24 protein-coding genes are annotated in these 24,266 nt (G+C 61.5%); 21 read left to right on the top strand and 3 right to left on the bottom strand.

The window, feature by feature from the left end:
- Positions 1-11: 11 nt before the first annotated feature.
- The 7 genes from ftsE (at position 12) to AC0J1C_RS16645 (ending at position 6,967) form a co-directional block, all read left to right on the top strand.
- Complete coding sequence (ftsE, locus tag AC0J1C_RS16675; RefSeq protein ID WP_375192609.1) at positions 12-701, top strand: cell division ATP-binding protein FtsE; 690 nt, start codon at positions 12-14, stop codon at positions 699-701.
- Complete coding sequence (gene ftsX / locus AC0J1C_RS16670) at positions 691-1,695, top strand: permease-like cell division protein FtsX (protein ID WP_473044880.1); 1,005 nt, start codon at positions 691-693, stop codon at positions 1,693-1,695. The genes ftsE and ftsX overlap by 11 nt, the downstream gene beginning before the upstream one ends.
- Positions 1,696-1,890: 195 nt before the next feature.
- A complete protein-coding gene (gene rpoH, locus AC0J1C_RS16665; protein ID WP_375192611.1) occupies positions 1,891-2,751 on the top strand; it encodes an RNA polymerase sigma factor RpoH in 861 nt (286 codons plus the stop codon).
- A 243-nt stretch (positions 2,752-2,994) separates the two neighbouring features.
- On the top strand, positions 2,995-3,906 hold the full coding sequence (locus AC0J1C_RS16660) for an NAD(P)-dependent oxidoreductase (RefSeq protein ID WP_473044879.1): 912 nt from the start codon (positions 2,995-2,997) through the stop codon (positions 3,904-3,906).
- Positions 3,907-3,911: 5 nt separating this feature from the next.
- On the top strand, positions 3,912-4,703 hold the full coding sequence (gene hyi, locus AC0J1C_RS16655) for a hydroxypyruvate isomerase (protein WP_473044878.1): 792 nt from the start codon (positions 3,912-3,914) through the stop codon (positions 4,701-4,703).
- Positions 4,704-4,809: 106 nt separating this feature from the next.
- Positions 4,810-5,490, top strand: a complete 681-nt coding sequence (locus tag AC0J1C_RS16650; protein ID WP_091988781.1) for a winged helix-turn-helix domain-containing protein — start codon at positions 4,810-4,812, stop codon at positions 5,488-5,490.
- A complete protein-coding gene (locus AC0J1C_RS16645; RefSeq protein ID WP_473044877.1) occupies positions 5,477-6,967 on the top strand; it encodes a HAMP domain-containing sensor histidine kinase in 1,491 nt (496 codons plus the stop codon). The genes AC0J1C_RS16650 and AC0J1C_RS16645 overlap by 14 nt, the downstream gene beginning before the upstream one ends.
- On the opposite strand, the gene AC0J1C_RS16640 is transcribed toward AC0J1C_RS16645, so the two are convergent.
- Entirely contained in the window at positions 6,961-7,242 is a 282-nt protein-coding gene (locus tag AC0J1C_RS16640) for a hypothetical protein (RefSeq protein WP_374964964.1), read from the bottom strand. The genes AC0J1C_RS16645 and AC0J1C_RS16640 overlap by 7 nt on opposite strands.
- 321 nt (positions 7,243-7,563) lie before the next feature.
- Here AC0J1C_RS16640 and greB point away from each other — a divergent pair, with 321 nt between their 5' ends.
- Positions 7,564-8,076 carry a transcription elongation factor GreB gene (gene greB, locus AC0J1C_RS16635; protein ID WP_473044876.1) on the top strand — a complete coding sequence of 171 codons (513 nt, stop codon included), beginning with the start codon at positions 7,564-7,566 and terminating at the stop codon, positions 8,074-8,076.
- A 115-nt stretch (positions 8,077-8,191) separates the two neighbouring features.
- The gene (locus tag AC0J1C_RS16630; protein WP_375193879.1) at positions 8,192-8,662 is read left to right on the top strand and encodes a hypothetical protein; all 471 of its coding nucleotides are present in this window, start codon (positions 8,192-8,194) and stop codon (positions 8,660-8,662) included.
- An 8-nt stretch (positions 8,663-8,670) separates the two neighbouring features.
- On the opposite strand, the gene AC0J1C_RS16625 is transcribed toward AC0J1C_RS16630, so the two are convergent.
- Both AC0J1C_RS16625 and AC0J1C_RS16620 read right to left on the bottom strand, forming a co-directional pair.
- Positions 8,671-8,985, bottom strand: coding sequence for a site-specific integrase (locus tag AC0J1C_RS16625; RefSeq protein WP_375193880.1), 315 nt, complete (start codon positions 8,983-8,985; stop codon positions 8,671-8,673).
- Positions 8,986-9,119: 134 nt separating this feature from the next.
- The gene (locus AC0J1C_RS16620) at positions 9,120-9,380 is read right to left on the bottom strand and encodes an acyl-CoA-binding protein (RefSeq protein WP_375193881.1); all 261 of its coding nucleotides are present in this window, start codon (positions 9,378-9,380) and stop codon (positions 9,120-9,122) included.
- Between the two features lie 294 nt (positions 9,381-9,674).
- On the opposite strand from AC0J1C_RS16620, the gene tssB reads away from it, so the two are divergent.
- From tssB to vasI, 12 genes are all read left to right on the top strand, one after another.
- Positions 9,675-10,172 (top strand): type VI secretion system contractile sheath small subunit, encoded by a 498-nt coding sequence (gene tssB / locus AC0J1C_RS16615; protein ID WP_008175709.1) that lies wholly within the window; start codon positions 9,675-9,677, stop codon positions 10,170-10,172.
- A 54-nt stretch (positions 10,173-10,226) separates the two neighbouring features.
- On the top strand, positions 10,227-11,708 hold the full coding sequence (tssC, locus tag AC0J1C_RS16610; RefSeq protein ID WP_375193882.1) for a type VI secretion system contractile sheath large subunit: 1,482 nt from the start codon (positions 10,227-10,229) through the stop codon (positions 11,706-11,708).
- Between the two features lie 3 nt (positions 11,709-11,711).
- Positions 11,712-12,152 (top strand): type VI secretion system baseplate subunit TssE, encoded by a 441-nt coding sequence (gene tssE / locus AC0J1C_RS16605; RefSeq protein WP_473044874.1) that lies wholly within the window; start codon positions 11,712-11,714, stop codon positions 12,150-12,152.
- A gap of 147 nt (positions 12,153-12,299) precedes the next feature.
- A complete protein-coding gene (tssF, locus tag AC0J1C_RS16600; RefSeq protein ID WP_375193884.1) occupies positions 12,300-14,072 on the top strand; it encodes a type VI secretion system baseplate subunit TssF in 1,773 nt (590 codons plus the stop codon).
- The gene (tssG, locus tag AC0J1C_RS16595; RefSeq protein ID WP_375193885.1) at positions 14,036-15,052 is read left to right on the top strand and encodes a type VI secretion system baseplate subunit TssG; all 1,017 of its coding nucleotides are present in this window, start codon (positions 14,036-14,038) and stop codon (positions 15,050-15,052) included. The genes tssF and tssG overlap by 37 nt, the downstream gene beginning before the upstream one ends.
- A gap of 19 nt (positions 15,053-15,071) precedes the next feature.
- Positions 15,072-16,424 carry a type VI secretion system-associated FHA domain protein TagH gene (tagH, locus tag AC0J1C_RS16590; protein ID WP_375183201.1) on the top strand — a complete coding sequence of 451 codons (1,353 nt, stop codon included), beginning with the start codon at positions 15,072-15,074 and terminating at the stop codon, positions 16,422-16,424.
- Positions 16,421-16,954, top strand: a complete 534-nt coding sequence (gene tssJ / locus AC0J1C_RS16585; protein WP_091988749.1) for a type VI secretion system lipoprotein TssJ — start codon at positions 16,421-16,423, stop codon at positions 16,952-16,954. Before tagH ends, tssJ begins: the two co-directional genes overlap by 4 nt.
- Positions 16,954-18,288: a type VI secretion system baseplate subunit TssK gene (gene tssK, locus AC0J1C_RS16580; RefSeq protein ID WP_375183202.1), complete on the top strand. Its 1,335-nt coding sequence runs from the start codon at positions 16,954-16,956 to the stop codon at positions 18,286-18,288. The genes tssJ and tssK overlap by 1 nt, the downstream gene beginning before the upstream one ends.
- A 3-nt stretch (positions 18,289-18,291) precedes the next feature.
- Entirely contained in the window at positions 18,292-19,116 is an 825-nt protein-coding gene (gene icmH, locus AC0J1C_RS16575; RefSeq protein ID WP_473044872.1) for a type IVB secretion system protein IcmH/DotU, read from the top strand.
- Positions 19,117-19,126: 10 nt separating this feature from the next.
- A complete protein-coding gene (tssH, locus tag AC0J1C_RS16570) occupies positions 19,127-21,769 on the top strand; it encodes a type VI secretion system ATPase TssH (protein WP_473044871.1) in 2,643 nt (880 codons plus the stop codon).
- Positions 21,770-22,027: 258 nt separating this feature from the next.
- Positions 22,028-23,599: a sigma-54-dependent Fis family transcriptional regulator gene (locus tag AC0J1C_RS16565; protein WP_375193893.1), complete on the top strand. Its 1,572-nt coding sequence runs from the start codon at positions 22,028-22,030 to the stop codon at positions 23,597-23,599.
- On the top strand, positions 23,596-24,246 hold the full coding sequence (gene vasI / locus AC0J1C_RS16560; protein ID WP_473044870.1) for a type VI secretion system-associated protein VasI: 651 nt from the start codon (positions 23,596-23,598) through the stop codon (positions 24,244-24,246). Before AC0J1C_RS16565 ends, vasI begins: the two co-directional genes overlap by 4 nt.
- Positions 24,247-24,266 lie beyond the last annotated feature (20 nt).

Here is a 24,266-nt window from a genome sequence, read left to right as displayed (position 1 = left end):
GGTAGCCGCCCATGATCGAGTTTCGCCAGGTCACCAAACGCTACGACAGCGATCACACCGCCCTGCGTCAGGTCAATTTCGGCCTGGCTCGGGGCGAACTGGCCTTCCTTACCGGGCATTCCGGGGCCGGTAAAAGTACGCTGCTGAAGCTGATCATGGTGATGGAGCGGCCCAGCGCCGGCGAAGTGGTTGTCGGCGGCCAGTTGCTGAACCGGCTACCCCGCCGGCAGATTCCCTACATTCGCCGTCACATCGGCGTGGTGTTCCAGAATCACCAGCTGCTCTTTGACCGCACCGTGTTCGACAACGTGGCCATGCCCCTGGAGGTCATGGGCGCCTCACCCCGCGACACCGGTCGGCGGGTGCGGGCAGCGCTGGATAAAGTCGGTCTGCTGAACAAGGAAAAAATGAATCCGATGCAGCTGTCCGGCGGAGAGCAACAGCGGGTGGGTATCGCCCGGGCCGTGGTCAACAAGCCGCCGGTTCTGCTGGCGGATGAGCCCACCGGTAATCTGGACCCGGAGCTGTCCGCAGACATCATGAACCTGTTCGGGCAGTTCAGTCAGGTCGGGGTGACGGTACTGATTGCCACCCACGATATCGCCCTCATCAACACCATGGGCCGACGCACCCTGACTCTGGATCATGGGCGCCTCGTTGCCGGTGGCACGCCGGTTGTGGGAGGTGCGAGTGGCCACTGACCCGAGGCGAAAGCAGGACTCGTCCCGGGGGGCGAACGCCGCACGTTCCCCATGGCGGGAACAGGCAGAGAGCTATCTCAGCCACCATCGCAAGGTGGCGCGGGACAGTGCCCGTCGGCTCTGGCGCACACCGGTGGCAAGCCTGATGACCTGGACAGTGATGGGCGTTGCCCTGGCCTTGCCGGTGGCTTTGCTCTTGCTGCTCACCAGTCTTCAGGGTGTCAGCGCCGGCTGGGAAAGCAGTGCCCGGGTGACGGCTTACCTGAGCCTCGATACCAACCTGGAACAAGCGCAGGGGCTACAGCAGGAGGTGGCATCCGACGGACGGGTAGCCGCTGTTGAGCTGATCGGGCGAGAGCAGGCCCTGGCGGAGTTCCGGACGTCCTCCGGGCTGGCGGACGCGCTCGATTACCTGGAGGAAAATCCGCTACCTCACACCCTGCTGGTAACCCCCCAGGAATCGGCCCGGTCGGCCGAAGGCGTCGAGGCACTGGTGCGCTTCGTCGGAGCAATGGAGGGAGTAGAACGTGTTCAGGTGGACCTGGGCTGGCTGCAGCGACTTAATGCCATGACTGACCTGTTGGCCCGCGCGGTGTGGGCGTTGGCTCTGCTGTTGGCGGCAGCGGTTGTGCTGGTGATTGGCAACACCGTGCGGCTGGCCATTGAAAACCGCCGAGACGAGATTCTGGTGGCCAAGCTGGTGGGCGGTACCGACGGCTTTGTTCGCCGTCCCTTCCTTTATACAGGGGCCTGGTTTGGTCTTGGGGGCGGTGTGGTCGCACTGATCCTGCTGCAACTTTCCCTCTGGTGGCTCAGCGGGCCCGTTGAGCGACTGGCGGGGTTGTACCGCAGTGACTTCTCCCTGCAGGGACTGCAATTTGATGGCGCTCTGGCGTTGATTATTGTGGGGATGCTGCTAGGCTGGCTTGGCGCCTGGGTTGCCGTGAAGCGTCACCTGGACGATCTGGAGCCTGGCGATATTGCCGGTGGTTGATGATCCGGATTGCGGGAAAACCGTATTGAAGAGACAGCTTTCTCTGGCGTAGGTTGGGAGTCAGAAAAGCCAAGGCGAATTTTCCAGACTGTTGATTTTAAATGTTTTACTGGAAAATTCGGGAACTTTCAGGGTTCTTGGCGGTCTAAATGAGAGTTGGTATATTTTAGGGCCGTCGGGTTCGGAGGTTAGAGCATGGGTACGAGTTTACAACTGGTTGATCGACTGGTTCCGGGTGCGAATCTCGAGTCTTACATTCAGGCTGCGAGTCGTATTCCGGTGCTCACAGCGGACGAGGAGCGGGAGCTGGCAGAACGGCTCCATTACGAGGGCGATGTGGAAGCCGCCCGTCAGCTGGTTATGTCTCACCTGCGCTTCGTGATTCACATTGCCCGGAGCTATTCCGGTTATGGCCTGGCCCAGGCGGATCTGATCCAGGAAGGCAACGTTGGCCTGATGAAGGCCGTGAAGCGCTTCAACCCGGAATACGGGGTGCGCCTGGTCTCGTTTGCGGTGCACTGGATCAAGGCCGAGATTCACGAGTTCATCCTGCGCAACTGGCGGATCGTGAAGGTCGCGACCACCAAGGCCCAGCGCAAGCTGTTCTTTAACCTGCGCAGCCAGAAGAAGAAGCTGGCATGGCTCAGCCACGATGAACTGAACGCGGTGGCCGAGGATCTCGGTGTGGAGCCCCGTGTTGTCCGCGAAATGGAAGGACGTCTGGCCTCGCAGGACACGGCGTTTGATGGTCCGATGGACGACGATGACGACAACGCCTATCAGGCGCCGGCCTATTATCTGGAGGATGCGCGCAGCAATCCGGCCACGCAGCTTGAAAACGCTGACTGGTCAGATGATGCCAACGGCCGTCTGATGCAGGCGCTGGAAAGCCTCGACGAGCGCAGTCAGGACATCCTGCGCGAGCGGTGGTTGTCCGAGAGCAAGTCGACGCTGCATGAGCTGGCCGACAAGTATGGGGTGTCTGCGGAGCGGATTCGCCAGCTTGAGAAGAATGCCATGAAGAAGATCCGCATGCAGATGTCTGAGGCGGCCTGAGGTTCGGGCCTATCGAATCAGGTAATCTGAATAGAACGCCACCACCGGTTCCGGTTGGTGGCGTTTTTGTTTGTATAATCTTTTATCTGACTTCCGTGGAAGACGCGCTTGGGTAGCCCCTCCCAAAACACGCTCCTTGCGGCACATCCATGTGACGCTTGGGCTCCGCCATCCCTGGCTCCGCACAGTTTTGGGAGGGGCTACCCAACCGCGTCCCGAACCTTTGAGTAAGGCCAGCAAACCATGACCTCGAATGAACCCCATATCGCATTTCTCGGCATCGGCCTCATGGGCGCGCCGATGACCCGTAACCTTCTGAACGCGGGTTTCCCGATGACCTTGTGGAACCGCACGTCCAGCAAATGCGAGCCCTTTTCACAGGAAGCATCCATTGCCGACTCTCCGGTAGACGCCGTGGCCAATGCCGACGTGGTGATCACCATGTTGGAGAATAGCGATGTGGTTGAGCAGGTGCTGGTGAAGCAGGGGGCTCTTGAGGCCCTGAAGCCGGGGGCGCTGGTGATTGATATGAGCTCCATCCAGCCTTCTGTGGCCCGGCGGCATGCTGAGTTGGCGGCGGAACGGGGTGCCGGCTATGTGGACGCCCCGGTGTCCGGTGGAACGCTGGGCGCGGCGGAAGCTCGCCTCAGTATCATGGCCGGGGGAACGGAGGCGGATGTGGACCGGGCACGGCCGGTGTTTGCGGCGCTCGGTAAGTGCACCCGGATCGGGCCCGTGGGCTCGGGGCAACTGGCAAAGCTGGCCAATCAGGCCATCGTGGGTATCACCATCGGCGCGGTGTCCGAGGCGTTGCTGCTTGCCGCCAAAGGCGGTGCGGATCCGGCAGCGGTTCGGGAAGCGCTGCTCGGAGGCTTTGCCGGCAGCCGGATTCTGGAGCTGCATGGGCAGCGTATGATCGAACGGGACTTTGCCCCCGGCGCGCCGGCGCGGATTCAGCTCAAGGACATGCGGATGATCCTGGATGAGGCGCGGGCGGAAGGGCTGACTCTGCCGCTGGCGCAGCAGACCCATAACGAATACCTGTCGCTGGTGGCCAACGGCCACAGCGATGTTGACCACAGCGGCCTGTTGCTGGAACTGGAGCATCTGAACGGTGCCCTGCTCGGTGCCCACGGCCAAGGCACGAAGGAGTAACCGCCATGCCCCGTTTTGCTGCCAATCTGTCCATGCTGTTCACGGAAGCGGACTTTCTGGAGCGGTTTGCCCTTGCCCGCGACGCCGGTTTTGAGGGTGTGGAATACCTGTTCCCCTATGCCTATCCCCCGGAGCAGCTGCGTGGGCTGCTGCGCGAGCACGGGTTGACCCAGGTGCTGTTCAATCTGCCGCCGGGAGACTGGGACGCCGGTGAGCGCGGCATTGCCTGCCTGCCAGACCGGGTTGAGGAATTCCGGGCCGGCGTTGACCAGGCCATCGAGTACGCCCGGGCTCTCGACTGTCGTCAGCTGAATTGCCTGGCAGGGCTCAAGCCTGCCGATGTGTCGGAGGAGCTGGCCTGGCAGACCCTGGTGGAGAATGTCAGCTGGGCGTCATCGAAGCTGGCAGAGCAGGGCATCACCCTGTGCCTGGAGGCGATCAACTCGCGAGTGGATATGCCGGGCTTCGTGCTGGATACCTCTGGCAAGGTACTGGCACTGATTGAGCAGGTGGACGCCGACAATGCTCGCCTGCAGTATGACCTCTACCACATGCAGATCATGGAGGGCGATCTGGTCCGCACCGTGGAATGCCTGTTACCGTGGATAGGCCATATCCAGTTTGCGGACAATCCGGGGCGCCATGAGCCGGGCACCGGGGAGATTAACTTTTTGAATGTTTTCGAGGCGATCGACCGCCTTGGGTACGAAGGCTGGGTCAGCGCCGAATATCGGCCCTCGGGCCGGACTGCCGACAGTCTGGATTGGTTTGCCGGTGGCCATCGACCGTCGCCATAGGCGACACCCTCTTACAAGATCGTAACTGGCCGGCTTGCGGAATCCTTCGTACCCTTGTCGCAGATGTACGTGTCGCTACTGTAATCCGCTATCGGGAGGAGAACCGGTGAAAGCGCTGGTAATCGAAGACGATCAGGACGTTGCAAACTACCTTGTCAAAGGGCTGAAGGAATCGGACTTTGTGGTCGATCATGCCGCCGATGGCAAAGAGGGCATGATGATGGCGGCCAGCGAGGATTACGACATCATGATCGTGGATCGTATGCTTCCGGGTATGGATGGTCTGTCGATCATAAAAACGGTGCGGGCGACGGGCAATCAGGTGCCGGTGCTGATCCTGAGCGCCCTGGGCGATGTCGACGACCGGGTCGAGGGTCTTCGGGGCGGTGGCGACGACTACCTCACCAAGCCTTTCTCGTTCACCGAGCTTTTGGCGCGCATCGAATCCCTTATCCGTCGTAATCGGCAGGCGGCCGAGACCGAGACGGTATTGAAGGTTGCCGATCTGGAAATGGACCTGCTGGCCCGCACCGTCAAGCGCGCTGGCCAGAACATCGACGTCCAGCCCCGGGAATTTCGCCTGCTGGAGTACCTCATGCGCAACGCAGGTCAGGTGGTCACCCGTACCATGCTGCTGGAGAAGGTGTGGGATTATCACTTTGATCCGCAGACCAACGTGATCGACGTGCACATCAGCCGGCTTCGGGCCAAGATCGACAAGGAATTCGATACCCCCTTACTGCAGACCATCCGGGGTGCAGGGTACATGCTACGTGAAACTGCTTAGCCAGCTCAGGACGTCCTCTTTTCAGCTCGCCCTGCTCTACATGGTGGTGTTTGCCACCTCGGTTTTTCTGCTGCTGGCGTTCATTTACTGGCGTACCGCGGGCTTCATGACCGCCCAGACCGACGAAACCATCGAAGCGGAAATCGCCGGTCTGGCAGAACAGTATCGTGGCCGCGGGGTCAACGGACTGATCACCATCATTCGCGAGCGCGTTGCCCGCGATCCCAACGCCAAGTCCATCTACCTGCTGACCACCGATGACTTCCTGAAACTGGCAGGCAACATTGATACCTGGCCTGAGGGGAGTCGCTCCGAGAGTGGCTGGATCAATTTCACCCTGAACGAATCGGTGGGCTGGAGCGGGCCTGAGCGCCTGGCTCGTGCCCGGATTTTCGAGGTTCAGGGCGGCCTCCGGCTCCTGGTGGGTCGGGACGTGGATGAACTGACCAACCTCAAGCGGGTCATCGAAACGGCCATCAACTGGGGCATGGGCATCACCCTGGCCCTGGCGCTCCTGGGCGGGTTCCTGATGAGCCGGAGTACCACGCGGCGCATCGAGGTAATCAACAACACCTCTCGCCGGATCATGAACGGTCATCTGTCACTGCGTATTCCTACCCGAGGGACCGACGACGACTTCGACCAGCTCGCGGAAAATCTGAACCAGATGCTGGACCGGATTGTGTACCTGATGGAGGGTATCCGGCATGTCTCTGACAGCATCGCCCACGACTTGCGCACGCCGCTCACCAGGCTGCGAAACCAGCTGGAAAACACCCTGATGTCAGTAGACAACGACGAGGCCCGGGAGCAGGCGGGGCGCGCCGTGGCGGAAGCGGACCAGTTGCTGGCGACCTTCAACGCGCTTTTGCGCATCGCCCGCCTGGAGACCCGGGGCAACGCCGCGGACATGAAGCCGGTGTCCCTGGACGAGCTGGTTACCGACGCCTGCGAGCTTTACGAGGCGCTGGCGGAAGACAAGGACCAGTCGTTTGAACAGGCACTGGAAAAAGGCGTGATGATCGAGGGCGACCGGGATCTGCTTTTCCAGATGGTCAGCAACCTGATCGACAACGCCATCAAGTACACACCCGAACACGGGGTGATCGGAGTTGGCGTGCGCAAAGAAGGCAGTGATGCTGTTTTCGAGGTGCGCGACAGCGGCATCGGGATTCCGGATGCCGAGAAAGATCAGGTGTTCCAGCGCTTTTACCGGGTGGGCAAGAGCCGTTCACTGCCCGGTAACGGTCTTGGCCTGAGCCTGGTGAGCGCCGTGGCAGAGATTCATCAGGGGCGGATTCTGCTCAGCGATACTCAGCCCGGGGAATCCTCGCCCGGGCTGACGGTGGCGGTTCGGATGCCTGCCTACTCCGAGGCGCGCAAACGCATCCGTGCAGCCCAGGCTGAGCAGCCTGCGGATGGCGCCCCCGGAGAGCTGCGCAGCAATACTGAATCGTCCGGCGCCGAGACTCACTGACTGGCGCGGAACCGGTTGATGCGGTCCAGTACCGGGGTGAGCAGGGCGTCGGCGCGGGTTTCAATCTGGTGTGCCAGGGTTTCCACCTGTGACCGGCGACGGTTGACCCGTACCTGAATGCTGTCCCACTCGCCTTCCAGATGCTTCTGTTCGACCATGAGGAACGCCGCCAGGTTGTGGCGATTGACTTTGCCGGTGATGCCCAGCTGGTCCAGTCGGTAGCCCAGGGCATCTACGCCATTAAGGGCCATAGTGAGCAGTTTGTCGGTGTTCATATCGGGTGTCTCCGTAACCTGAGTCTGTATGAAACTGATGGCTCGACATTAGGGGCTCTTCCTAGAGTGCACAACCTAATTCCTCGGGCCGATGGTCCCTGACCAAAAGGTAATTTGGCGGCCACGCCCGGGTAATCCACGGTATGCACAATGGAAAGGGTAGTGAAGGAAGCCAGCATTGTTTGTTGCTTGCTTCTCCCTCCAGCACAGCGCTAGCCTTAACCCCGCATTTGCGGGGTTTTTTTATGTCACCCTGCCAATGTCACCGGCCATGCCGGAAGTGTTTGTTCAACTGATCGTCAACAGGGAATAGCCGCATCCATGAGCCAGGCATCAGAAAACAGGGGGCCCCGACCGCGCTATATTACGCCGGAAGGCGAGCGGGCGCTGCGGGATGAATTGCAGTACCTGTGGAAGACAAAGCGGCCCGAGGTCACCCAGGCCGTGCGTGAGGCTGCAGCCCTGGGAGACCGTTCGGAGAATGCCGAATACATCTACGGCAAGAAGCAGCTTCGGGAAATTGACCGGCGGGTGCGATTCCTCAGCAAGCGTCTGGACGAGCTTACCGTGGTGGACCGGTTGCCCGATGACCGTAGCAAGGTGTTCTTTGGCGCCTGGGTAACCGTTGAGGATGAGGAGGGAAATGAGCAGACCTACCGCCTGGTTGGCGCCGATGAGTTCGATCTCAGCAAGGGTTACCTGAGCATTAACTCGCCTCTCGCCCGGGCCCTGATTGGCAAGCGTCTGGACGACGAAGTCAGTGTCCGCACGCCGGAGGGCTGGAAATCCGTTTTTGTGGTGGACATTCGTTACCAGGCGCCTGGCACCGACTAGTGAAAACTGTCACAAAATCGTCGAAATGCCGGGCAGCGCGTAGTTTTTGTCGATAGACTGATCAAAAAATGTCACAGGGTATGTGCGGCAGCCAGTGTCTGCCAGGGTCATCATCATGGGTATTTCAGGACAACACCGCAGGTATTTTCCGTTTCGGATCGGCTTCTGGGCTGCGCTTGGCCTGGCAACCACCCTGGCTTCCGTCGGTTCGCTGGCGGAGCAGGCTGACGACAGCAACGACACCGCCAGCGCCTTCGACTACGAGGAGCGCTCCACCATCGACACCATTTCTCTGCGTTCGATTGAAGAAGAAACTCTGGCGAATACCGTCATCGAGGGTGGGCTCACGGCACCTGCCGCCGGCGTGCCCCTGAAACCGAGGGTGGAAGATGATTTCTACCTGGATCCACTCGGGCTGAGGCCCGGTGATAACCGCACGGATCTTGGCCGCTCCCAGATTCCGGTGGAATTCCGGTTCAGCAACCCCAAATCCATTCCCGGCCAGACCCACAGCAACAATTACATGATCCGCCCCCCCGAAAACCGCAACTACGATGCGCTCAATATCAATATGACCGAGCGTTGAGGCCCGTTTCAGGCGGCGCTGGCGGCGTTGTCTACGGCAGTCTCGCCCAACACGTCCTCGTAGAAGAATGCCAGGGCCTGGCTGGCCTGGTTCAGTCTCGCCCGGGACACGCGCATACGATTGCCCAGGTACTCCAGAAACTGCTGGCGATGGTCGGATGCCAGGGTATCCGGATCCTTGAGATCGTGAAACAGCACGAAACGCGTGATCCAGTGCAGATAGGTCTGTTCGGAGCGTTGGTTCAGATGGTGTTTGCGGATGGCGTCCCTGACGCGGCCAAGAAGGCCCGGCTGGGACTGTTCCAGCGCCTCGGTAATATCCATGAGTGATTGCTTCCTGGAAGTTTGTTCTTGTTATGGTGTGCGCATCTTATGACAATCGTTTTACCGGCGCAAAGCATTCGCGGGATTCAGGGGATCCCGACTGTGGCTAGTCGGGATCGGCAGGCTATGGGGGCTTATTTCAGGGACTCCAGCTTGTCGATGTACTGCTGCATGGCATCGTCTTTGGACATGCCCTTGAGTTTTTCCCAGGCATCGAATTTGGCCCGGCCCACGAAATCCATCATACCCGGGCGCTTGCCGGACACGTCTCCCTCGGTGGCCTGCTTGTAAAGCGCGTAGAACTCCAGTTTCATCTCGTTCGATGGCTTGAAGTCGCCTTCGGCGGTCTGGATGTAATTCACGGCCTCGTCGAAGCGGGTTTTCAGGTCACTCATAGTGTCTCTCCTTATGGTTCGGGTTGGTTCCTGTTTATGATCAGGCTGGTGATCTGGCGAGTATAGCCAGCACCCCGGTCGCCGTCATTGACCGAATGCCCGGCCAGGTGCGGCAAATCGGAAAGCGGGTCGACTTCTGGCAAAAGCTTGCCCGAGCGCACAGTTCCCGATAACGCTGGCCAGTTTTTGCTTGAGAACGGAAAACGATCTGTGTAGAGTTCGGGTGGTTGCGCGCCAGGAGGGCGCGTACAAGGGATTGAACAACTGCAAATGATTTGCACAGGGAGCAAGCGCATGTCTTCAAAAGACGGTTCCGTCGCGCCTAAAGAGCGCATCAATATCAAGTATGTCCCCGCCACCGGAGATCAGCAGGCCGAAACCGAGCTGCCACTGAAAATGTTTGTGGTTGGTGATTTCAAGGGACACGCCGAAGAAACCCCCATCGAAGATCGTAAGGCCATTTCCGTTGACAAGAACAACTTCCGTTCGGTCATGAAGGAAGCCGGCCTGACTCTTTCCACCACCGTGACCAACAAGCTGGACGAGGAAGCCGACGAGTTGCCGGTGAACCTGGAATTCCAGACCCTTGACGATTTCTCCCCGGACAGTGTTGCCCGCCAGGTGCCCGAGCTGAACAAGCTCATTGAGCTGCGGGAAGCGCTCGTGGCTCTGAAAGGCCCGCTGGGTAACGTACCCTCGTTCCGTTCCAAGCTGCAGGAGCTGCTGGACAACGACGACGCCCGGGACAAGCTGTTGGCCGAACTGGAACTGGCCACCGACAGCAACGAGTAAGCGAACGCACGCTCACTCTCCTATTTTCATCAAAACGTACTGAAGGGATGTGGTATGTCTGATACTGCTGTGCAGCAATCTGCTGCCTCCGAATCCGTTGCCGAAGGGTCTCTCCTCGACCAGGTCATGGCCAACAGCCGCATGGCACCGGCGGATGAGGGTTACGATGTGGCCCGCAAGGGCGTGGCAACGTTTATTGCCAACCTGCTGAAAAGCGACGAAAAAGGCCAGCCGGTCAACAAGGCCCTGGTGGACCAGATGGTGGTGGAGCTGGATCGCAAGATCAGTGCCCAGATGGATGAGATCCTGCATGCACCGAAGCTACAGGAGCTGGAATCCTCCTGGCGCGGCCTCAAACTGATGGTGGACCGCACCGATTTCCGCGAAAACATCAAGGTGGACATCCTTCACGCCACCAAGACCGAGCTGCTGGAAGATTTCGAGTTCGCGCCAGACGTTACCCAGACCGGCTTCTACAAGCACATCTACTCCACCGAGTATGGCCAGTTCGGCGGCGAGCCGGTGGGCGCCGTGGTTGGTAATTATGCCTTTACCCCGTCCACGCCGGACATGAAGCTGCTGCAGTACGTGTCCTCGGTTGGTGCCATGGCCCATGCGCCGTTCCTGTCCTCGGTGGCCCCGTCGTTCTTCGGCGTCGACAGCTACCAGGAACTGCCGGCCATCAAGGAACTGAAGGCCGTGTTCGAGGGCCCGAAATACGCCAAGTGGCGCTCCCTGCGTGAGTCCGAGGACGCCCGCTATCTGGGCCTGACCTCGCCGCGCTTCCTGTTGCGGGTGCCGTACGACCCCACCGAAAATCCGGTGCGCAGCTTCAACTACAAGGAAGACGTTTCCGGCGATCACGAACACTACCTGTGGGGCAACACCGCCTACCTGCTGGCGACCCGTCTGACCGAGAGCTTTGCCAAGTACCGCTGGTGCCCGAACATCATCGGCCCGCAGAGCGGCGGCGCCGTCGAGGACCTGCCGGTGCACCTGTTCGAGTCGTTCGGCCAGCTCGAGGCCAAGATCCCGACCGAAGTGCTGATCACCGATCGTCGCGAGTACGAAATGGCCGACGAGGGCTTCATCGCCCTGACCATGCGCAAGGGCAGCGACAACGCCGCCTTCTTCTCCGCCAACTCGGTGCAGAAACCCAAGCAGTTCCCGAACACCAAGGAAGGCAAGGAAGCGGAGACCAACTACAAGCTGGGCACCCAGCTTCCGTACATGATGATCGTGAACCGCCTGGCCCACTACATCAAAGTGCTGCAGCGGGAACAGATCGGCTCCTGGAAAGAGCGCCAGGACCTGGAGCGGGAGCTGAACACCTGGATTCGCCAGTACGTGGCCGACCAGGAAAACCCGCCTGCGGAAGTTCGCAGCCGTCGCCCCCTGCGCGCGGCCCAGGTGACCGTCTCTGACGTGGACGGCGATCCGGGCTGGTACCAGGTGTCCCTGGCGGTTCGGCCCCATTTCAAGTACATGGGTGCCAACTTTGAACTGTCACTGGTTGGCCGGCTGGACAAGGACTGATCCGTGTTCCGGCACCCGGCCAGCGACGGATCGCAGGCCGGCACCGGCAGCCTGTTCGAACGACTGGAGCAGGCGGCCGAACCGGCCGGTCAGAGCATGGGGGAGGTGACCCATGTGGTTGAGTCCATCAAGCGCCACCTGGTGCGCCTGCTGAATGCCCATCCGGGCAACAGTGCCAGCGTACCGGACCTCGGCCTGCTGGACTTCAACGACGCCACCCTGGGGACCCACGATCTGAGCGTTCAGATCCGCGGCGCGATCCGGCAGTGCATTGAAAAGTTCGAACCCAGGGTGAGACGGGTGGATGTGGTCAATCTGCCCCAGGGGCCCGACCCGCTGCAGCTGCGGTTTCAGGTGACGGTCTATCTCAACGTCGGTTCGAAAGACGACAAAACAACCATAGATTTGGTTCTGGATGATAAACGTTACTACCAGGTGGTGTAACGGAAACGAACAGCAAACACCAAGGATGGCGAGAGTCGGTGGGGATGCTTTTCTGCAGGGAAAAAAGATGTCTGAGCGCAGCGAGTTGTTTTTTCCCGGAAGAAAAGTATACCGACCGGCTCATACTCCCAAGGATTCGGTAGTTGTATGAAGTTGAATCGCTTTTACAGGGACGAACTGAGCTTTCTCAGGCTCCAGGGCCGGGAATTCGCGGATGCCCATCCGCAGCTCACCCGCTTTCTGTCCGAGCAGAGCACCGACCCGGATGTGGAACGACTGCTGGAAGGCTTTGCCTTCCTGACCGGCAAGCTGCGAGAGAAGGTGGAGGACGAATTTCCCGAAATCACCCACTCGCTGCTGAACATGCTGTGGCCGAACTACCTGCGACCGGTGCCCAGTTGCACCATCATGCGCTTCGACCCCCAATTGCATGCCATCAGTGAACGTCAGCGAGTGGAACGCCACACCGAGATCAAAAGCCGGCCCGTGGGCGATGCCATTCGTCAGACCCAGTGCCGGTTCCGGACCTGCCGGACGGTGGATGTGTACCCCATGAGCGTGGCGGCGGCCCATGCCGAGCATTCCCGGGAAGTATCCTCTGTGACCGTAGATCTGGCCTTGCATACTGACCAGCCGCTGTCTTCGCTGGGTATGGACAGCCTTCGGTTTTACCTGGGTGGTGAGAGCCACATCGGCGAGACCCTTTTCCTGTGGCTTAACCATTACCTGGAGCGGATTGAACTGGTGGTGGGCGACACCGTCTGCCAACTGCCTGCCTCTCTGTTGCAACCGGTAGGGTTTGCCAGCGATGAGGCCCTGCTGCCGTATCCCAAGAACGCCTACCCGGGCTACCGCATCCTGCAGGAATACCTCAGTTTTCCCGAGGCCTTCCGGTTTGTGGACATTCACGGCCTCGGGCGCCGCCTGCCAGCGGTGCAGGCGGACGAAATCAGCCTGCGTTTTCATTTCAGCCGGATACTGCCGCCCGATGCAAAAGTGCGGGAAAACAACTTCCAGCTCTACTGCACCCCGGCGGTGAACCTGTTCACCCACGAGGGCGAACCGGTGGACCTGAACGGCCGCCAGACCGAATATCGGATCTCGCCCTCGAGCCGCTCACCGGACCACTACGAGGTGTTCAGCATCGAGCAGGTAGAGGGCTGGCTGGAAGGGCGCTCCGGCCGTGGTGAGCCGCGCATCTACACCGCGTTCGAGAGCTTTCAGCACGAGGTGGAGCGGGATCGTGGACGCACTGCTCTTTACTACCGGGTGCGCGCCAGGGACAGCGTGCGCGGCGACGGTTTTGATCATTACATGTCGTTTGTCCGGGGTGACGAGTCCGAGTGCCTGAGCCGACAGGAGGCCATTTCCCTGACCCTCACCTGTACCAACCGGCAGTTGCCGGGTCAGCTGGCGGTGGGTGAGATCTGCATGGCCACCGAGAATACACCGGCATTTGCCACGTTCAGCAACGTTACGCGTCCTACGGCGACCCTGCGGCCGACCCTGGACGGCAGCCTGTTGTGGACACTGATCTCCAATCTGTCACTGAACTACCTGTCGATGCTCGACGTGGATGCCCTGCGTACCGTACTTCGGGTTTATGATTTCCGGGCCCTGGTGGACCGCCAGGCGGAGCGGGTGTCCCAGAAGCGCCTGGCCGGCATTACCGGCATCGAGACCCGCCCGGTGGACCGGATGGTGAAGGGGCTTCCGGTCCGGGGCATCCGGTCGGTCCTCAAGCTGGACCAGCAGGCCTTTGCCTCGGAAGGGGATCTGTACCTGTTCGGCACGGTTCTCAGCCAGTTCTTTGCCCTTTACGCCAGCATCAACGCATTTCACCAACTGGAAGTGGTGAACACCGACAATCAGGAACGGTACACATGGACGTTACAGCAAGGTCAGCAGCCGCTGATGTAGCCGAGCTGCAACCCGTCCTGGGCAATGCGCGGCGATACAGTTTTTTCCAGCTGGTGGACCTGATTCACCGGCACCACGGCGACGATCTGGAGCGCAACGGCGACGATCAGCCGCGGCAGGAACGGATCCGGTTTTCGGCGTCGGCGGGGCTGGGCTTCCCCGGCAGCGACGTGGTTTCGGCGCTGTCACCGGAACATGAGCATGCGCCCTATCAGCTGGAAGTCAGCTTTCTGGGCCTGCACGGCTGCCAGTCGCCGTTGCCGGGCTATTACCTGGAGGACCTGGCCTGGGAGGCGGGCCAGAACCTGGGCATTCGACGGCATTTCCTGGATTTCTTCAACCATCGCCTGGTTACCCTGTTCCATCGGGCCTGGCGCAAGTATCGGTACTACGTGCGCTTCCAGCCCGGCGCCTCTGACGGCTTTTCTGAGCTGATCTTCGCCCTGGTGGGTCTCGGCGACAGCCGTTTGCGGGAGGCCACGCCAGTAAACTGGTCCAAGATGCTGGCTTACGCCGGGCTTATGGCTGGCCGCAGCCGCTCGCCGGAGGTGGTCAGTGGCATTGTGGCTCACTGTTTTGACCTGGATGACGTCAGCATCGAGCAGTGGGTGCTTCGCAAGGTTGCCATAGCTCCCGATCAGCAGACCCGGCTGGGGCGCGCCAATGCCTCCCTGGGCAACGACACCCTGGCGGGGAACAGCATTCGCGACCGCAGTGGCAAGTTTGTGCTGCGACTGCGCAATCTCAGCCGGGAGCGCTTCGCTGACTTCCTGCCCAACGGGCGTGATCACCAGCGTCTGGTGAAGCTGGTGGAGTTCGCCACCCGCGAACAGCTGGCGTACGACCTGGAGCTGCAGATGCGACCGAAGGACATACGGGCCATGCAACTGGGCGAGGATGTCCGCTTGGGCTGGAACAGCTTTGTGACACCGGAACAGGCCCGGCAACGGCCGGCCGTTCGACTTCAGATTCGCCGATAGAAAGGCAGGGACGCGCATCATGGATGAAACACAGGCTCCGAGCCTCCGACTGACTATCGTCAACCCCGCCGCAGCAACCGCCGGGGCCAGCACTGATCATCAGTTCGGTGTGCGCGGTGGGTCCATCGGCACTGCCGCGAACGACACCTGGCGGCTGTCGTCCCAGCGCACCGGAGCGGTGCCCGGCCACGCCGAGATCCGGTTCCTCGACGGTGTGTTCTGTCTGATTGATCGCAGCGGTCGAACCTATATCAACAGCGGCAGCCAGCCGGTGGGGCGCGGCCGTCGGGCGCGTCTGAAGCACGGTGACACCCTGGTTATCGGCCGTTACCGCATTCGGGCAGATTTGATCGAGCCCGGCGAAGAGCCGCTGGCGACGGACGCAGAGCCGTGCGCTGAGCTGGTCGAGACCTCGGCAGAGCCCCTTTTGAAAGCCCGCGGCCAGGACTGCCAGTGGCAGGGGGCCGAGCCGCTGGCGCCATTGCAGCCGGCGCCGGGTGAAGCCGTCAGCGACGATCCGATGGCCGCCTGGCGCGACCCGGCAACGGATGGCGCCCGGGACCCCGAGTGCGACGCCCTGATGGCCTCGGAAGACCATTGGCTGTCCGGAGAAAGGGCCGTATCGGACGAGTATCGGGAACACCGGGACGTGGCCGTCGGTTTACCGATTCGCAAAGGAGATAACGGAGATATGACCGGGATGCATGAGAACGGAACCACCCCCGTAATGACCGGCCGAGAGAGTCTTGGGAGGCCGTCTGCCAGTCAGGATCGCAGCAGCACGCACATCAGCGGTGCGCCCCTGCTCAGGGGTCTGGAGGCGGAGCTTGATTTCGCCGACAGCGACGAGATGCGGCTTTTCCTGGAAGAAGCTGGCCAGACGCTCAGGGCCACCATGGAGGGGCTGCTGGCCCTGCACCAGTGCGAGGACAGTCGGCACCAGGCCTTGAGAACCCGTTTGCAGCCCATCGAGGACAATCCGCTGCGGCTAGGTGACGACTATCAGGCCACGGTACAGACCCTGTTCGCCAGTCAGCGCAGCCCCGTGCACCTTTCCGCGCCGGCGGCGGTTCGGGAAAGCCTGCAGAGCCTGAACCATCATCAGCAGGCTACCCGGTGGGCCATCAGCGAAGCACTCCAGGCCATCCTGCACGCGTTTTCACCGGAGGCGCTGCTGCAGCGCTTCCACGGCTATCGCCGGGGATTGCGCCAGAGCGAAGACGAAGGCCGCTGGGCCTGGGATATGTACCAGCATTACTACCGGGAATTGAAATCCAGTCGTCAGCAAGGGTTCGAGCGCCTGTTCCAGGAGGTGTTCGAGCAGGCCTACGACCAACATCTGCGTCAACTACAGAGGGAGAGTCAGTTGTGAAGACGTGCAAATGGAGCTTGCTAGCTATTGTATTGGTGCTTGCCGGATGCAGCACGCCGTACAACGCGGTCACCAAGACCGCCAAGGTGCTCTGGGACCCGGACATTCCCGTGGGCTACCCGGAAGACCTGCCCAGCCGCGTTGGGCTGACCATGGTGGCGGAGCCGGACATGAACCCGAACGAATCCCTGGCGCCAACCCCCATCGCCTTCCAGGTAATCGAAATGCGTGACAGTTCCCTCCTGATGGCGGGGGATTTCGACCAGCTGCTCACCGACCTCGAAGCTTCACTGGGACAGAACTACGTGGACCACAGCGACTATTCCCTGGTCCCGGGTCAGTTCAAGTACATCGAACCCTTCGAGATTGGCGAGGACACCCGCTTTATCGGCGTGATTGCCTTTTACGCCTACCCGAACCTGTCGCAATGGAAAAAGGTGGTGAAGGTGGATCCCATTGGAGGCCGCTATAACCTGCTGGTGAACCTGCGGGAGCGGGAAGTGAAACTCAAGCATTCGGATGATACCTGATGGCCGTTACCAATCGAGTGGTCTGGAGTGATGGCCTGTTCATCAAACCCCAGCACTTCCAGCAACAGCAGCGGTATCTGGAACACCAGATCAACGAGCGCGCCCTGGCGATATCGGACTACCTCTATGGCTTCAGTGATCTGGAGCTGAACGCCGAGTATCTGACCTTCGGCCGGGTGGGCCTTGTGCGGGCCTCCGGCCTGTTTTCCGACGGTACCCGGTTCAGTCTGCCTCAGGACGACGTGATGCCGGAGCCGCTGGAAATAAGCGACGCCTCGGTGGCCAACCAGATTGTGTACCTGGCACTGCCCCTGGGCAGCGATAGCCTGGCCGAGGTGGCCTGGCCCGAGGCGCCGGTGGCTGGCCGTTTCCGGGCGGAAACCCGGGAAATCCGGGACCTGCATTCCATTGACGGCGACGCCCACGCCATTGATGTCGGTCGGGTGGCGCCCCGGTTGATGCTGGAACGGGAGGACCGGAGCGCCTATTCGGCCCTGGCCATCGGCCGGATTCTGGAAAAGCGTCCCGATGGCAGCCTGGTGATGGACCCGGCCTTCGTGCCCACCATGCTGAGTGTGCGGGCGGCACCCAGGCTGCAGCGCTTTGTCGGCGAGATGGCGGGCCTGATGCGCGAGCGGGCCCGCACCATTGCCGAACGCGTGGGGGCACCCGGGCAGGGTGGCGTGGCCGATGTGGCCGATTTCATGTTGCTGCAGATGCTCAATCGGGCTCACCCCAGGTTCCTACACCTGGCCCGTCTGCGCCAGCTGCATCCCGAACGGCTCTATGAGGCCTTGCTGGAGCTGTGTGGCGAACTGGTCACTTTCACCGACGAAGGACGCCTGCCCAGGGAATATCCGGCCTACGACCACGATCTGCCGGAGGATTGTTTCGCGCCCCTGATGCAGGTGTTGCGACAGTCCCTGAGTACCGTTCTGGAACCGAGAGCCCTGGCTATCCAGTTGCAGGAGCGCCAGTACGGCCTTACGGTGGCACCGGTGCAGGACGCCCAGCTGGTTAGGGAGGCCGAATTCATTCTGGCAGTGAAGGCGGATATGCCCCTGGACGATCTGAAGAAGCAGTTCACCCAGCAGTGCAAAGTCGCCTCGGTGGAGAAAATCCGGGACCTCATCAGCCTTCAGTTGCCGGGTATACCGCTGACGGCATTGCCGGTGGCGCCGCGTCAGCTTCCGTATCACGCCGGCTTCGTCTATTTCCGCCTGGACGACCAGAGCCAGGCGTGGCAGATGCTCGACAACGCCAGCGGCTTCGCCTTCCACGTGGCTGGCAGTTTCCCGGGCATGGAAATGCAGTTCTGGGCAATCAGGAGTTAAGCCATGGCAAACGCACAGGTAATGGATTTACCGAATGGCAGCAAGGATTCAGGCAGCAGTGCGTTCAGCGACCTGCTGTTTGCCGACCGTTCCGGCCACTCTGAGAGCCCGGAGGGTGGGCTCGACGAGCAGTTCCAGCTTCGCGGACTGGAAGCCAATCGCCTGATTGATGCGGCGACACCGCTGCTGGGGCTGGTGATCCGGATTCGGCGCCTGGCCGACTTCCGGGCCGTTGACAGCCTGTACCAGCAGGTGGTGGACGACATTGCCGCCGTCGATCGGGAACTGGTGGAGCAGGGCTACGACAGGCCGGTGGTTGTTGCCTACCGTTATGTGCTCTGCGCCTTCATCGACGAGGCGGTGCTGGGCACCGACTGGGGCGCTCACAGCGTCTGGTCCCAGCATTCGCTGCTGTCGCGATTCCATAACGAAACCTGGGGTGGCGAAAAGGTCTTTGCCATTCTGGCGCGGATGGAACAGGAGCCGGCCCGTTACCGGGATATGCTGGCATTCATCTTCCTGTGCCTGTGCCTGGGATTTGAAGGCCGCTACAAGGTTATGGAAAACGGCAGGGACGAATACGAGCAGATTGTCCGTGGGCTGCATGAGCAGCTCAAAACCCTTCGGGACGATCAGGACTCGGCGCCCCTGGCGGACGCCCGGCTCAATGTCACCCGCTCTGGCAACCGCCTTCGCAGCGGCTTGCCGTTGTGGGGTATTGGCGGGCTGTTCGTGGCGGCGATGGCTGGCATCTATTCTCTCTACAACATGGCATTGAACGAGCGCATCACGGACGTATTGCGCGTACTCGACCAACTACCGAAATAAGGAAATCACTGTGATTCGGGTAGAACTGCCGGCGCTGATCGGGCGCCTCAACGACATTTCACGCCAGGCCCTGGAAGACTCAGCCGCCCTTTGCATCAGCCGCCAGGGCGCCGAGATTACCCCGGCGCATTTGTTATTCAAGCTGCTGGAAACGCCGTTCTCCGACGTGCGTCAGATCCTGGAGCACACCGGTGTGAATCACCAGCACCTGCAGCCGCTGGTGGGCGATAGCCTCAATGGTGAGCCGCAAAGTGCGGAGTCGTATCCGTCGTTCTCACCGCTGCTGGTGGAACTGATGCAGGACGCCTGGCTGCTGGCCTCCACCGAACTCGACCACACCGAGCTGCGCTCCGGTGCCATGTTCCTTGCCCTGCTGATGAACGCCGACCGCTACCTGATGCCGGCGGTGACCCGAGCCCTAGCGGACATCAACCGGGAGCAGTTGCGCAAGCAGTTTGATCGGCTGACGGATGGCTCCATCGAACGCCCGCGGCTGGCGGAAAACGGCGCGGACAAGCCGACTGTGCAAGCCGACATGGACCCGCTCACTCGCTACGCCACCGACTTCACCAGGCTGGCCCGTGATGCAAAACTCGACCCGGTGGTGTGCCGGGACGCCGAAATCGACCAGATGATCGACATCCTCTGCCGCCGTCGAAAGAACAACCCCATCGTGGTGGGCGACGCCGGCGTGGGCAAAAGTGCCGTGGTGGAAGGCCTGGCCCTGCGCATCGTCAACGGCGACGTGCCAGACCGCCTGAAAAACGTCGAACTCTGGACCCTGGACATGGGCGCCCTGCAGGCCGGCGCCTCGGTGAAAGGCGAGTTTGAGAAACGCCTGAAAGGCGTGATCGAAGCGGTCAAAGGCGCCGCCACCCCGATCATCCTGTTCATCGACGAAGCCCATACCCTGATCGGCGCCGGCAACAGTGAGGGTGGCTCCGACGCCGCCAACCTGCTGAAACCGGCTCTGGCCCGGGGCGAGCTGCGCACCATCGCCGCCACCACCTGGCGCGAGTACAAGAAATACTTCGAAAAAGACCCGGCCCTCAGCCGCCGCTTCCAGCCGGTGGCGCTGGACGAACCGACACCGGGCGAGGCGGTCCATATTCTCCGAGGCCTGCGCACCGTCTACGAAAAAGCCCATCAGGTACTGATCGCCGACAGCGCCCTGAAAGCTGCTGCCGAAATGTCGGCCCGCTACCTGGCCGGTCGCCAGCTGCCGGACAAAGCCATCGACGTTCTGGACACGGCTTGCGCCCGGATGAGCCTGAACCTGAGTACACCGCCCAGGCGTCTGAGCCATGTTCGCAGCCAGCTGCACCAGGTGGCCATGGAGCAACACCTGATGACCCGGGAACACGCCCTGGGCCAGACCGTCGACACCGAAAGGGAACAGGCTCTGGCACAGCAAATGGCCGACCTGACCGCTGAATCCGAAGCCCTGGAACAGCGCTGGAACGACCAGCGCGAGCTGGTGGCCCGACTGGTTGATATCCGCGAACGCCTGCTTCAGGAGGATGCTGAAACCGACACCGCCGAGGAAGCCGCTGTTGAACTGGCGGAGGCCGATTACGAAGAACGCCCGGACCTGAAAAGCGAAGCGGCCGCGATCGAACAGGAACTGGGCAAACTCCAGGCTGACGAACCTCTGGTCCACGCCCGAGTAGACGCCCGTCAGGTCGCCGAAGTGATCGCCGACTGGACCGGCATCCCGGTGAACCGTATGACCACCGACGAACTGGAAAAGATCACCCACCTGCCGGCGTATCTGCAGGAACACATCAAGGGCCAGGACACCGCCATCGAGTGCCTGCACCAGCACCTGCTTACCGCCCGCGCCGACCTGCGCCGGCCGGGCCGCCCCATGGGCGCTTTCCTGCTGGTTGGCCCCAGTGGCGTCGGCAAGACCGAAACCGTGGTGCAACTGGCCGAACTGCTCTACGGCGGCCGCCAGTTCCTGACTACCATCAACATGTCCGAATACCAGGAGAAGCACACCGTCTCCCGCCTGATCGGCTCGCCCCCGGGCTACGTCGGCTTCGGCGAAGGCGGCATCCTCACCGAGGCTATCCGTCAGAAACCTTATTCCGTGGTGCTCCTCGACGAAGTCGAAAAAGCCCACCCGGAAGTGCTCAACCTGTTCTACCAGGCCTTCGACAAGGGCGAACTGGCGGACGGTGAGGGTCGGTTGATCGACTGCAAGAACGTAGTCTTTTTCCTCACCTCCAACCTGGGCTACCAGACCATCGTCAGCCACGCCGAATCCCCGGGCAGCCTCGAAGAAGCGCTTTACCCGGAACTGGCAGGCTTCTTCAAGCCGGCCCTGCTGGCCCGAATGGAAGTGGTGCCCTACCTGCCCCTGGGCGAAGACACGCTCAACCGGATTGTCGGCGACAAGCTGAACCGGCTGGCCGACCAGATCCGGACCCGATACCAAACGGATGTGGAACTGGAAGACGGGCTGATCGAAGCCATCCGAAGCCGGGCAACCCGAAGCGAGAATGGCGCGAGGATGCTCGAGTCGATCATAGAGGGTGAGTTGCTGCCGCCGGTGTCGTTGGCGTTGCTGGAGAAACTGGCAGCCAGGGAGCCGGTGAACAAAGTTACTCTTGGTATCGATGGGCATCGATTCGCAGGGACTGTTGCCTAGGGCAACTGAAACGTAGCGCAGCCTGCGGGGTGGCTTTCCAAAACCCTGCGGAGCCATGGGTGAAGAGCGAAAGCTCTTCACGGGTTGGCCAGGGATGGCCAAGCCAGGACCCTCACTGCGACGCAGGAGCAGTAAGCAGTGAGGGGCGGAGCGGAGCCTACAGGGATGTATTCACGGCGTGTTTTGGAAAGCCACCCCGCAGGCTGTGCGGACGGCGATCTCAATTTTTATAAGACTGGGAATAAGACAATGGGACGGATGCAGATGGAACTGCACACCGGCATTGACCTGGCGGTGGCCCTGATCCAGCAGGACACCCTGCCGGACCTGCTGAAAACGGCCACAAGCCAGCTGGAAACCACCTTCGGCCTGAGCCGCTGCTGGGCCCTGGAACTCGACCTCAGTGGCCGCACCCTGCACTGCAGCGACCTGGCCGAAGACGGCGAATTCGACTGCGGTGACTTCAGCCACCCCTTTGCCCATGTGCTCCAGACCGGCCAGGCCCGTGAACTGACACGAGCCGCCAGCTACCGCCTCGACCACCCGGGCTTCCAGGCGCTGTTCGACGCCAGCAACCGCCCCCGCTCCCTGTGGCTTGAGCCCCTGAGCGGCGACGATGGTCGCACCCTCGGAATCTTGGTGCTGTGCCGTGACGAGCCGGAGTGGGCAGGAATTACCGCACAACCGCTATACCGGGGGCTTCGGCAACTGCTGGTGCACCAGTGGATCAGTCAGCTGCAAAGCCGTGACCAGGTCTGGCAGCGCCGGCTTCTGAAACGCTCGCTCGACCACCTGCACGATGCGGAAACCGTGCGCAACCGGTGCGACCAGCTGGCCCGGACCCTGGTGGGGAACTCCCAGGCCATGACCCGGCTCAGGGCCCAGATCGTCCGCGCGGCCGCCAGCCAGCTCTCGGTCCTGATCCAGGGCGAAACCGGTTGCGGCAAAGACGTCGTTGCCCAGGGCATCCACCAGCTCTCCGGTCGGGCTGACGGCCCCATGGTGGTGGTCAACTGTGCCGCCATCCCCGATACCCTGCTGGAGAGTGAACTCTTTGGTCACACCAAAGGCGCCTTCTCCGGTGCCGACCAGGCCAAGGAAGGGCTGCTGGCCCAGGCCGACGGTGGCACCCTGTTCCTGGACGAAATTGGCGACATGCCGATGGCGCTTCAGTCCAAACTGTTACGGGTGCTGGAAAGCCGGAAGTTCCGTCCGCTGGGAGCCAGAGAGGAGCAACGCTCGGATTTTCGCCTGGTGGCGGCCACCCACCAGCCGTTGCAGGCCGGGATTGATGATGGCAGCTTCCGCCGGGACCTGTTTTATCGGCTGAGCCAGTTCCCGCTCCGGGTTACTCCGCTTCGGGAGCGGCCGGAGGACCTCGAGGCACTCAGTCGCCATTTTATCCGCCATTACACCGAACGGGAGGGGGCGGGCCCCATGGGCATATCCAGCCATGCCCTGCACCTGCTTTCCGGTTATGACTTTCCCGGCAACGTCCGGGAGCTGCGCAACATCATTGAACTGGCCTGTCTGCAGACACCGGTCGGGGATGACATCCAGCCAGAAGTCCTGCGGTTGAACGACCTGTTCGAGGCACCCCAGACCTGGGTCGCCGAGCCCGCCGCTGCCGGCCGCGAGGCGTTGTCGTGGCTGCCTGACACCGACGAAATCCGGGATCTGAAAGCGGCTGCCCAGGCGTTCGAGGCGGCCATTATCCGGGAACGGTTGCGCCAGTATGGCGGCAACCGGGCCCAGGCGGCCGAGAGCCTGGGCTTGCCAAAGCGCACCCTGGCCCACAAGTGTCTCAAGTATCAGGTAAGTGAATCATGAGGGCGTTTCTCAGGTTCATCCCGCGCTCGGTTGCCCTGGTAACCGTATTCACGGCCTTGCAGCCATCGGCCTGGGCGGGGCTGGTTGACGAGGCCAGGCGCTGCACCGTTGAAGTTCAGCGGCTCGAACGACTGGCCTGTTTCGATGCGGTGTTTGACACGCCGGTTGATCTCCGGGCCGAGGCGCCGGCTTCGGTGCCTGCGAGCCTGCGCAGCGAACAATGGCGCCAGGCCTATGCGTCCGCCGGCAACCCGGAGGATACCGGCACGGCCGTATACCGGGACACCGGCCGCGCAGCCGGGCAGTTGGTCACCGTCGCCGCCCTTGGCGTTGAGCCACCGCGGCCCCGCCTGGTGCTGCAGTGCCACAACAACATCACGGAACTGGCGTTGATGATGCCCGAACCGTTAGAGAACGAGCGCATTCAGCTGGCCATGGGGACGGACATCATGGAATGGCGGGTGCGGGACAACGGCTTTGTCCTCAGTGGTGGTCGTGGCCTGCCCTCGATCCACACGGTACAGAGACTGCTGCGGGGCCCGGACGTGCGCATTGATTCAACCGACAGTGCCATCGACGGCTTGCTGTTCGACCTGTCGGGTTTCGGCCAGGCCATTAAGCCCCTGCGGGAGAGGTGCGGATGGTAACCGCCGTTTTGCCGGAGCCA

The sequence above is a fragment of the Marinobacter sp. E2 genome (assembly GCF_055755345.1).
This window is presented reverse-complemented; position numbering and strand designations above follow the sequence as displayed.